The following is an 8820-nucleotide window of genomic DNA, read 5'->3' as shown; positions in this document are numbered from 1 at the left end:
CTGCAAAGGACACGCCCCGGAGCACGTCCCGTAGCCAGCGCAGGCTCAAGCCCGCGGAGAGAAGCGCGCCCATTGCAAAGTAACGGTCGGGGATCGCATGGGCGAAGTAGTACACCCGTCCGAGGGCTTCAGGGGCGATGCGTTCGACGGTCAGCAGCACCTGGCCGGCGGTGCTGAGGAGGACGCCAGCCACGTCGGGTTCGATGAGCCCTGCTCCAACGGCGCCCATGGCCATGTCCGCGCCGCCGGCGAGCACCGGGATGCCCTGCTTCAACCCCGTTTGCTCCGCCGCCTCGTGCGTGATGTAGCCCGCAACGGCGCCGGATGCGACCACGGGCGGAAACCAGGCCGGATCGAGCCCAATACGCCCGATAACGTCGGATGCCCACTGGCGACGGCACAAATCGAAGAGCAGGGTGCCCGACGCGTCGGACGGGTCCGTCGCCACCTCTCCCGTGAGCCGGAGGCGCACGTAGTCCTTGGGAAGCAAGAACCACCGCGCTCTCTTCAGCACCGCTGCCTCGTGGCGGGCCAGCCACACCAGCTTGGGTGCGCTGAACGAGGCCATGATCGGGTTTCCTGCGATCTCCACCAGTTGCGGCACCGTTTCCCGAAGCTCCTTGGCCTCAATCCCGGCCCGCGCATCCGTCCAGAGGATGGCGGGACGGACCGGCTCGCCCCGGGCGCTCAACAGGGCCACGCCGTGCATTTGTCCGGACAGCGCCACCGTGGCCACGGGCTCGGGCGCCTGGCCGATGACCTGCCGTATCGCCTCGCACGCAGCGGCCCACCACGTCTCCGGGGCCTGCTCGGCCCAGCCCGGGTGGGGCGTGTCGATGGGGTAATCGACCGCCGCAGTCCCCCGGACGGCGCCATTGGCGTCAAGCAGGAGCGCCTTGGCGCTCTGGGTCCCGATGTCCAGCCCCAGTACCAGCATGGCCTCCCAGCACTCCCGCGGCGACTCGAAGAGCGGCCCCGCGAAAGAGGGCCTGCCCCGGCTACTTTATGGCCCCCTCCATGAGGCCTTCCACGAAGGCCCTCCCCACGAACGCGAACAGCACCACGACGGGTGCCGTCATGACGACCGCTCCCGCGGCGAGCATGCCCCAGTCGACCTGATACTGGCCGATGATGCCGGCCAGCCCCACCGGCAACGTGTAGCGCACGTTGTCGATGATGAGGACGGACGCAAAAAGGTACTCCGTCCAGGAACTCAGGAAAGCGTAAATGGCAACCGCACCGAGTCCGGGTCGGACAACGGGCAGGATCACGAGCGCCAGGGTTCGCATCCGGCTCGCACCCTCCAGGGCCGCGGACTCCTCGAGCTCCTGCGGCACCCGGGTGAAAAAGGCCTGCAGCAGCCACGTCGCAAACGGCGCGGCAAACGTCACGTTGACGAACACGAGGCCGAACAGCCGGTCGAGCAGGCCCAGCGAGGTGAGCAGCCGGTAGAGGGGCACGAGGAGCAGGATGCCCGGAAAGATGTACGTCAGCAGAAGCGCGCGGCGGATGGCCTCCCGCCCCGGGAAGCGCAGCCGGTAGAGCGAATACGCGGCAGGCACGCTGAGACCCAGCGTGATCAGCATCGTAAGCCCGGCCACGTAAAGGCTGTTGGCTAGGTATCGCGGGTATTCCGTGTAGCGGAACAGTTTGAGATAGTGTTCGAGCGTGAACGAACGCGGGACGAGGGTCGGCGGCACCTGAATGATTTCGGGCGGCACCTTGATGGAAGAGGTGAAAATCCAGTAAAACGGCGCCGCGACCACCAGCAGGATCGCGGCGGGCAGCGCGTAGGCCCGCCATGAGCCGATCCGGGCCCTTACCGTCCCCGCTGCCATCGGGGCGTGGGCGAGTTCACGCCGCAACCCACCGGCGGCGCCGCCTGCCGGTGTGGCCGCTGAGCCGGTCTCGCTTGCCCGTAAGCGCCCGTTCATCGTGCGTTCCTCACTCGAAGCTGGACGGGACGTATTTCACGTAAAGCAAGCCAAGCGCCAGCAACATGATCGCCATCAGCACCGAGACGGCCGCGGCCTCCCCCATGGAAAAGGCCGTGAAGGCGGTCTGGTAGATGTAGACGGGCAGCGTCGTCGTCCCGTCCGAGGGCCCGCCCTTCGTGAAGAGCCAGATGACGTCGAAGATGTTGAGCGCCCACAGCGTCCCGACCAGGCCCACCACGAACAGGATGGGCTGCAGCAGCGGAAGTGTGACCCTGAAGAAGACCTGGGCGGGTGTGGCCCCGTCGACGGCCGCTGCCTCCAGCTGTTCCCGCGGGATCGTCTGCAGCCCGGCCAGGATGATGATCGCAAGGAACGGAAACCACCGCCAGGCGTTGACCAGAATGGTCGTGATCATGGCGTTGCGCGGCGTCCCGAAGAAACTCACCGGCTCGCTGACCAGGTGCAGCGCCTGGAGCACGTAGTTGACCACGCCGATGGACCCAGCCAGCATCCACCGCCAGATGATGACGACCACCACGGTGGGCACGATCCAGGACACGATGGACCAGGTCCTGAAGAAGGCGATCCCCCTGATCGACCGGTTGAGGGCAAGCGCCGTAATGAAGGCTGCAACGGTCTGGACGAGGGCGCTGCCCGCCGCCCAGATGAGGCTCCTCAGGGCCGCGCTCCAGAAGCCCCCAGATTGAAGCGTACGCGCATAGTTGGCAAGTCCGGCGAAGCGGCCCCCCGTGCCAATGATGCCGACGTCAAGAAAGCTTGTGACGACGGCATCGACCAGCGGATAGGCGACGGCCGCCGCAATCCAGAGAAACAGCGGCGCCACCAGCAGGTATCCCAGCAGGGTTTCGCTGCTCGTGAGTACGTCTCTTCGGCGCATGATGTCCCGGGCGGGGGCCTGCGGAGCCGGCCGGCCGGGCCCGGCCGGGCTGCGACAGGCCCCCGATTCCCTACCTGCCAACCGGCATTACCGTGCCAGGGACTCCATCTGGCGGTGGCCCCACCTGACGGCATCCTCCGGCGACATCCCGTCGACAATCATCTTCTGCACCGTCTGGGCCAGCACGTTCTGCGCAGAGATCGGCCCGATGGCCGGGAAGACGCGCCCCTTCGTGAAGCCGAACAGCGCGCCGTAGCGGCTTTGCTCCACCATGGCCTGCACCTGCGACCGGTACTTCACGACCAGCGGGTCCTGCCAGAAGCTGGCCGCCGTGCTGCCATCTTCGGTGACCGGAAGGAACAGCCCCGGTTCCATGTTGAGGAAGCGGCCGTACACGTCCGGCTGGAGCAGGTAGCGGATGAACCTGTACGCCGCCTCCTGCTTCGCCCGATCGGCCGTCAGCACCATGACGCCGTTCGAGTAGAAGATGCTCCCGCGCTGCCCGTCAGGCGGCCACGGGATGGGTGCCACGCCGAGGTCGGAGGGCGGCCGGCCCGCGTCACGGTCGAACGTGAGGATGGTCGTGAACTGAAAGATCATGGCCGCCTGCCCGCTGGTGAACGCGGCCTCCGCTTCGCCCCACGTCCACCCGGTGCTGTCCTTGGGGGAGTATTGCCACAGGTCCCGGTACATGCGATACGCGCGCACGGTCTGCGGGTTGTCGAAGATCACCTTGCCCGAGGCGTCGAAGATGTCCTCCGCCTTCGCCGTGATCATGAGGTTGTAGACCGTCTGATCGGTGTAGAGGTGCTTGTTGGCGGGAAGGCCGATCCCGTAGCGGCCGGCGCCCGTAAGGGTGCGCGCTGCTGCCAGCAGTTCGTCCCAGGTGCGCGGCACCGCCACGCCGGCCCGGTCGAAGATGTCCTTCCGGTACCACAGGCTGTGCGTCATCCCGTACAGAGGCACGGCCCACGTGCGACCCTCGTACTGATACGGCTCGAGCGCGGCCCGCAGGAACCGGTGCTCTTTGTCCATCTGCGCCACGAGCTGGTCTACGGGCTGGATGACTCCGGTGGCCTTGATCACCGTGGTGAAGTCAGGGATGGTGAAGAGCAGGTCGGGCTGGTTTCGGGCGCGAATGGCCGACAGCGCCTTCGGGTAGACGTCCGCCCAGTTCTGGACCTCCTGGCGAATCCGGATATCGGGGTTCTGCCGCTGGAACTCCTCAATGATCTCCTGCACCCGCTGCACCCGGTGCGGCGGCTGCTCCATGTGCCACATCCTGAGTTCGACGACCCCTGCCCCTGCGGACGCCTCGAGCAAACCGAGCGACGTCCACAGCAGGAGCGACGCCAACACCACCGCTATGGTCCTGCCAATGCGTGACCCTCTGACCCTCACTTGCGCCAACCCCCTTCGGATCGGCCTTCACGTAACCCAGGCTCGGCGCCGGCCCCGCAAGGGCGGGCCGGCAGTACCACGTCAGAGGTGTAGCGTCCGATCCCCGTCACCCTTGTCCCAACGCCAGCACTCGTCCGGCGGCCCGGAGCACGTAGAGGGCGTCCACCGTCACCCAGGGGTTGGGCCGGGTGCGGCCCGTGGGCCCCCAGTCGACCAGCTCCCGCCCGGACGTGCGACGCTGCGTCAAGCGCCAGAAGCGGCCCTCCGCCGGGAAGCCGCCGCCCGCAAGGCGCTTGCTCTCCAAGAGGTCGAGGGCCTCCTGGCAGCGCGGGTCGCCGATGAAGCCGGCCTCCGCCATCACCTTCAGGGCGAACAGGATGTCGTAACGCCAGTAGCAGGGGTAGTGCAGGCGCGTGAACTCCTCGTCGATGACGGCACCGTCCCGGCGGCGCCGGAACAGGCGGCGTTTCAAGAACACCTCGACTGCCCGGGCCGCCGCAGCCTCCGAGGCCCGGTTGCCTGTCGCCCGGGCGTGGCGCGCCAGCGCCCGCAGGGGGATCAGCGTCTCCATGAACGAGGAGTGGCGCGCCTCGGGGCGCCGGTCGCAGTTCCACCCGCCGTCGGGCCACTGCCAGCGGACGAGGCGTTCGGCAAGTGTATCGGCGCGTTCGTCGGCCAGCCCGAGCGCCAGGGAGGCGAAGAGGGCGTTCCCCTCCTGCGAAGCGCAGCGCCGCACCCGGCCGTCTATCTCCCGGATGCTCCGGCGGTGGGCGGGGCCCAGGAGCCACGCGTAGACCTGGTCTCGCAGGGGCAAAAGGGACGTGTCGCCAGGGGGGTACCCGATGTCGGCCAGCGTGGCCAGCACCCAGTGGGCGCCGTACCACTTGGTGTACGGGTGGTAGGGGATGGTGCCGTCGGCGGTGCGTTCGGCCAGCAGCGCCCTGACCCGGGGCGATTCCTTCACCCTCAGTTGAAGCTCCCTGGATTCGGGGGAGGCCTCGTCGAGCCCCAGCACCCGGGTGCGCAGCTTCAACGTAACGCTGGGCTCGCCAAGCCCGAGAAGCCACTCCACGACCCCACCGGCCGGTGGGGCGTTCACCGGACCCGGTAACATGGCGAACCCCCTCTCGCGCAGGATCCTGGCGACGTCTTGGGGCCTTTGTAGGGTTCGGCAGGCAGTCCGCCGGCGCCTATCGACGTCGTGCTGGACTTCATCAACATCGTCCAGCCGGACCTGCTGTTTCTCTCCACGGAGCGCCTGCGCCTCCTCACCGCCCGAAACATCGCCGGCCCCCCCGATCTGGTGGTGGAGATCCTCTCCCACTCAACCGCTGAGCGGGACCGCGGGGAGAAGGCCCACCTGTATGCAAGCCACGGGGTGAAGCACGACTGGGTTGTCGCCCCCTCTGAGCGCACGCTGGACGCCTATCGACTCCGTCCTCGAGGCCCGGGTCGCAGGGAACAACACCTTTTCGCCCTCGTTCTTTCCGGGTCTCGTCATCCCTCTCGACCAGATCTGGGAGTGAGCGCCCCGGAATAGCGGCAACCCTCAGCAAGCGAACCAGCTCTTGGTAGAAGCCTACCGGCGCCGGGCTTTGATGGCCAGCAAGGGCGGAAAGAACGCGCGCAGGTGATCCCAGGAGCCCGGCGGCGCGGTGGGATCGCCCCGCTCGTCCTCGGAGAAGTCCTCGATGACGAAGCCGGCCCGGCACAGCCCACCGATGAGGTCGTGCAGCGGGTGGAAGAACTCCACGGTGCCGACGGTCACCCGCTTGCCGTCGATCTCCCAGTACTCGTGAACCAGCGGCTCCCCCGGCTTCTGGGGACGCACCACCCGGTAGCCGCCCACCCACTCCTCGTCAAGCTGCCAGAAGATGGGGTTCCAATGGGTGACGAGGTACTGGCCGCCGGGGCGCAGCATCTTGGCCACCTCTCGGTAGACCACGTTCACATCCGGGACGAAATCCGTCGAAACGGTCTGGTAGACCAAGTCATAGAGCCTGCCGCCCTGGACGAGCGCGCTCAGGTCGCACATGTCGCCCTCCACCGTCTCCACGTGCAGGCCGAAGCGCCGGGCGGTCTCCCGGTCTCGCTCCAGCTGTTCCGGGGTGAGGTCGTAGCTCGTCACCCGGGCGCCGGCCGCAGCAAAAAGCACCGCTTGCTGGCCGCCGCCCGACGCAAGGCATAACACTTCGAGGCCCCGCTTCCAGTCGACCCACCCATGCGGATCCACCAGCTCCCGGGCGCGGCCGAGGTCCTCCGGGGCAACCGGTCGTGTCCACCCGCAGCCGTGGTGCGCGAGCTTCCCCCAAGCTCGCCGGTTGATGGCTCGGTAGTCCTGCACCCTTAAAACCCAGGCCTCCTCGTCCGCCATAGCGGCGGACGCTTTCTCGGCCCGGGCCGCAACCCCCTGCTCACGTGGGCGATGAGGATACTCTTGGCCTACGAGTCTCCGCGACAGATCGAACAGCTTGCCGCCGGTGCGGGCTGCCGCAACCTCGAACGCATCCTCGACGACCACGTTCGCCGGCACAAGCTGGCTACCGGGCCTGGCCCAGGGCGGGGCGCTTCCGGCGAGGTCCGGTGCCTCCTCCCACGTCGCGTCCGCCTTCTGGCGTCCGACCAGGAACGTGACCGCCCTCTGGATGGCCGGGGTGTTGTGCGCCAAGCCCCATCTGCTCAGCCTGGGCTAGCCGGAAGCACGTGGCGTCGATGCTGCTTGCACCCGGTGCCCAGGGTGCGGGCCATCCCCCATCCTCCGCTGGCCGGCCAGCAGCGCATTCTCCGCTTCTGCGTCGCCCACCTGGGTCTAGAGCTCGGCAGCCAGAAGGCGCCGTAGCCTCGCCCGCTCCGTAATCCCGCCTGCTCCCGAGACGAAGGCCACCGCTTCCTCAAGGGCACCCTGGAAGACCATTGCACCCCGTCCCTTCCCGCTGCCTCGGGCCGCCGGGGGGTCAAGCCCTTGAGCTTCGGCGTACGCTACGGCCCGACCGGCCTACAACAGGGCCTCGGGGTCGACCCAGGCGGTTTCTGTCAGGCGCCGGGCTCCCGCCGCCTCCAGGGCCCCGAGCGCCTGGCGCAGCGGCCAGCGAAACATGCGCGCCAGGCGTGCCGGGCTGGTCCAGACCGAAGCACGCAGGAAGGCGGTTGCGATGATGCCCCGAGCCTCCTCGTCCGAACGGGGCCGGGCGGAACTTGCGCCGGGGAAAATGGTATCGAGCAGGCAGTAGACGGTTGAAGCCCATGCTGCCCCCCGCTCCCGTGCGGTGCCGCACCGCCCCACGACCCATCCCCGCTCCAGTTCGGCCAGCACCCGTTTGAACTCCCCGGTGCGGGACCCCGCCGCCCCCAACGCGGCCCGCCGCAGCGCCATCGTCGGCAGCTGCCCCTCGCGCTCCAGCACCTCGACGATGGACAGCGCCAGCGGGCTCAGCAAGCCCCGCCGCACCGCCTCCTCCACGCCCCACGAGGCGATGTCCGAAAGCCTGAGGAACGCCGGTACGACCGCCGCTGCGACAAACCCGACCCTGCTCCACGGAGCCTCCCCGTAGAACGCCACACCCCGGGCAGGCAGTTCATCTTTCCACGCCCAGACGCGGTCCAACGCCTCGTCCCAATCGCGGAACCCAGGACGCGCCACCGGCCGCCCTCGGGCCGCGGAGAGGAGGTCCGGCAGTTCGATGCCCGGCACAGGCCACGGCAAGGCCAGCTGAACCGTGCGGACGAACCGCTCCGCCTGCGCCAGCGTCTCGATCCGGCCGGCCCGATGCTGGCGCCACCGCCGTCGCCGTAGCGAAGCCAGCTCATTGAGCAACCCTCGCTCACCGCCTCAAGCAGCCGCCGCTGCCTGCTCCTGGGGCAGGCGATTGAAGCCCCACCTGAAACCTCAAATGATGTCGAGGTCCGGCACCTCGACCCCAAGCATGGCGAGGCGCGTGCACACCTGTCCCTTGTGATGAAAGTCGTGGGTCACGAGGTGCCAGGCGATGGCCTCCAGCGTCACCTCGGGCGGGGTGCCGCGGACCCGCCGGATCTCCGTGCGGGCAGACCCGTCCAGCCCCGCGAGCCACTCGACGGTACGGCCACGAACCGGCCGCCAGACCGCCTCCAGAGCATCGGGGGAGGCAAAAGCGGCGGGGTCGCGTTTGGGCGGTGTCTCGCCCCGCACCACCCCTAAAACCCAGGCCTCCTCGCCGGCCATCATGTGTGTCAGGATGGTGCGGATGCTCATCACCCTGGGGTGTGGCTGCCACGTCCACCACCCATCCGGGAGCTTGCGACAGAGGTCGACCAGCTGAAACGGCCGCTCGCTCATGGCCTTGAGCACAAACCCAGGAATCAGCCCCATGACCGCCACCTCTCGTCGTGCAAGGGTCGGCGGCGACGTTTTCTCGCCCGGGGCGCAACCCCCTGCTCACGTCGGCGATAGGGGACGCTCTTGGCCTGTGTGAGCCCCTGTTGAGTCCCTCACGGCTTCGTCGCACGGCTTCTCGCGTCGCTCCCCTGCCTTGCAGCCAGGAACCCTGCCTTCCGGCAGGCACGTGACTCGGGCCTCCAGGGCAAGAACCTCAAGCGGCCGGCCCT

At 68.3% G+C, this 8820-nt stretch carries 9 protein-coding genes; 1 reads left to right on the top strand and 8 read right to left on the bottom strand.

Going from position 1 to position 8820, the window contains the following annotated elements:
- The 5 genes from AB1609_09855 to AB1609_09835 form a co-directional block, all read right to left on the bottom strand.
- On the bottom strand, positions 1-937 hold a 937-nt coding region (locus AB1609_09855), incomplete at its 3' end, for an FGGY family carbohydrate kinase (protein MEW6046768.1).
- Positions 938-998: 61 nt separating this feature from the next.
- Positions 999-1934, bottom strand: coding sequence for a carbohydrate ABC transporter permease (locus tag AB1609_09850; GenBank protein ID MEW6046767.1), 936 nt, complete (start codon positions 1932-1934; stop codon positions 999-1001).
- A 10-nt stretch (positions 1935-1944) separates the two neighbouring features.
- Entirely contained in the window at positions 1945-2835 is an 891-nt protein-coding gene (locus AB1609_09845; protein ID MEW6046766.1) for a sugar ABC transporter permease, read from the bottom strand.
- 87 nt (positions 2836-2922) lie between these two features.
- Entirely contained in the window at positions 2923-4236 is a 1314-nt protein-coding gene (locus tag AB1609_09840) for an extracellular solute-binding protein (GenBank protein MEW6046765.1), read from the bottom strand.
- Positions 4237-4342: 106 nt separating this feature from the next.
- Positions 4343-5350: a hypothetical protein gene (locus AB1609_09835; protein ID MEW6046764.1), complete on the bottom strand. Its 1008-nt coding sequence runs from the start codon at positions 5348-5350 to the stop codon at positions 4343-4345.
- A gap of 87 nt (positions 5351-5437) precedes the next feature.
- On the opposite strand from AB1609_09835, the gene AB1609_09830 reads away from it, so the two are divergent.
- Positions 5438-5776, top strand: a complete 339-nt coding sequence (locus AB1609_09830) for a Uma2 family endonuclease (protein MEW6046763.1) — start codon at positions 5438-5440, stop codon at positions 5774-5776.
- 39 nt (positions 5777-5815) lie between these two features.
- Here AB1609_09830 and AB1609_09825 read toward each other — a convergent pair whose 3' ends face one another.
- From AB1609_09825 to AB1609_09815, 3 genes are all read right to left on the bottom strand, one after another.
- Positions 5816-6904, bottom strand: coding sequence for a class I SAM-dependent methyltransferase (locus tag AB1609_09825; protein MEW6046762.1), 1089 nt, complete (start codon positions 6902-6904; stop codon positions 5816-5818).
- A 327-nt stretch (positions 6905-7231) separates the two neighbouring features.
- Positions 7232-8050 carry a hypothetical protein gene (locus AB1609_09820; GenBank protein MEW6046761.1) on the bottom strand — a complete coding sequence of 273 codons (819 nt, stop codon included), beginning with the start codon at positions 8048-8050 and terminating at the stop codon, positions 7232-7234.
- Between the two features lie 72 nt (positions 8051-8122).
- Positions 8123-8584, bottom strand: coding sequence for a DinB family protein (locus AB1609_09815; protein ID MEW6046760.1), 462 nt, complete (start codon positions 8582-8584; stop codon positions 8123-8125).
- Positions 8585-8820 lie beyond the last annotated feature (236 nt).

The sequence above is a fragment of the Bacillota bacterium genome (assembly GCA_040754675.1).
GTDB lineage: Bacteria > Bacillota > Limnochordia > Limnochordales > Geochordaceae > Geochorda.
Note: the sequence above shows the minus strand (reverse complement) of the source record. Positions and strands in the feature narration are given on the sequence as shown.

Bases quoted from the DNA above. Each gene is read 5' to 3' on its own strand.
- AB1609_09815 (MEW6046760.1), bottom strand. From the start codon at position 8,584: ATGGGGCTGATTCCTGGGTTTGTGCTCAAGGCCATGAGCGAGCGGCCG.
- AB1609_09850 (MEW6046767.1), bottom strand. From the start codon at position 1,934: ATGAACGGGCGCTTACGGGCAAGCGAGACCGGCTCAGCGGCCACACCG.
- AB1609_09835 (MEW6046764.1), bottom strand. From the start codon at position 5,350: ATGTTACCGGGTCCGGTGAACGCCCCACCGGCCGGTGGGGTCGTGGAG.
- AB1609_09845 (MEW6046766.1), bottom strand. From the start codon at position 2,835: ATGCGCCGAAGAGACGTACTCACGAGCAGCGAAACCCTGCTGGGATAC.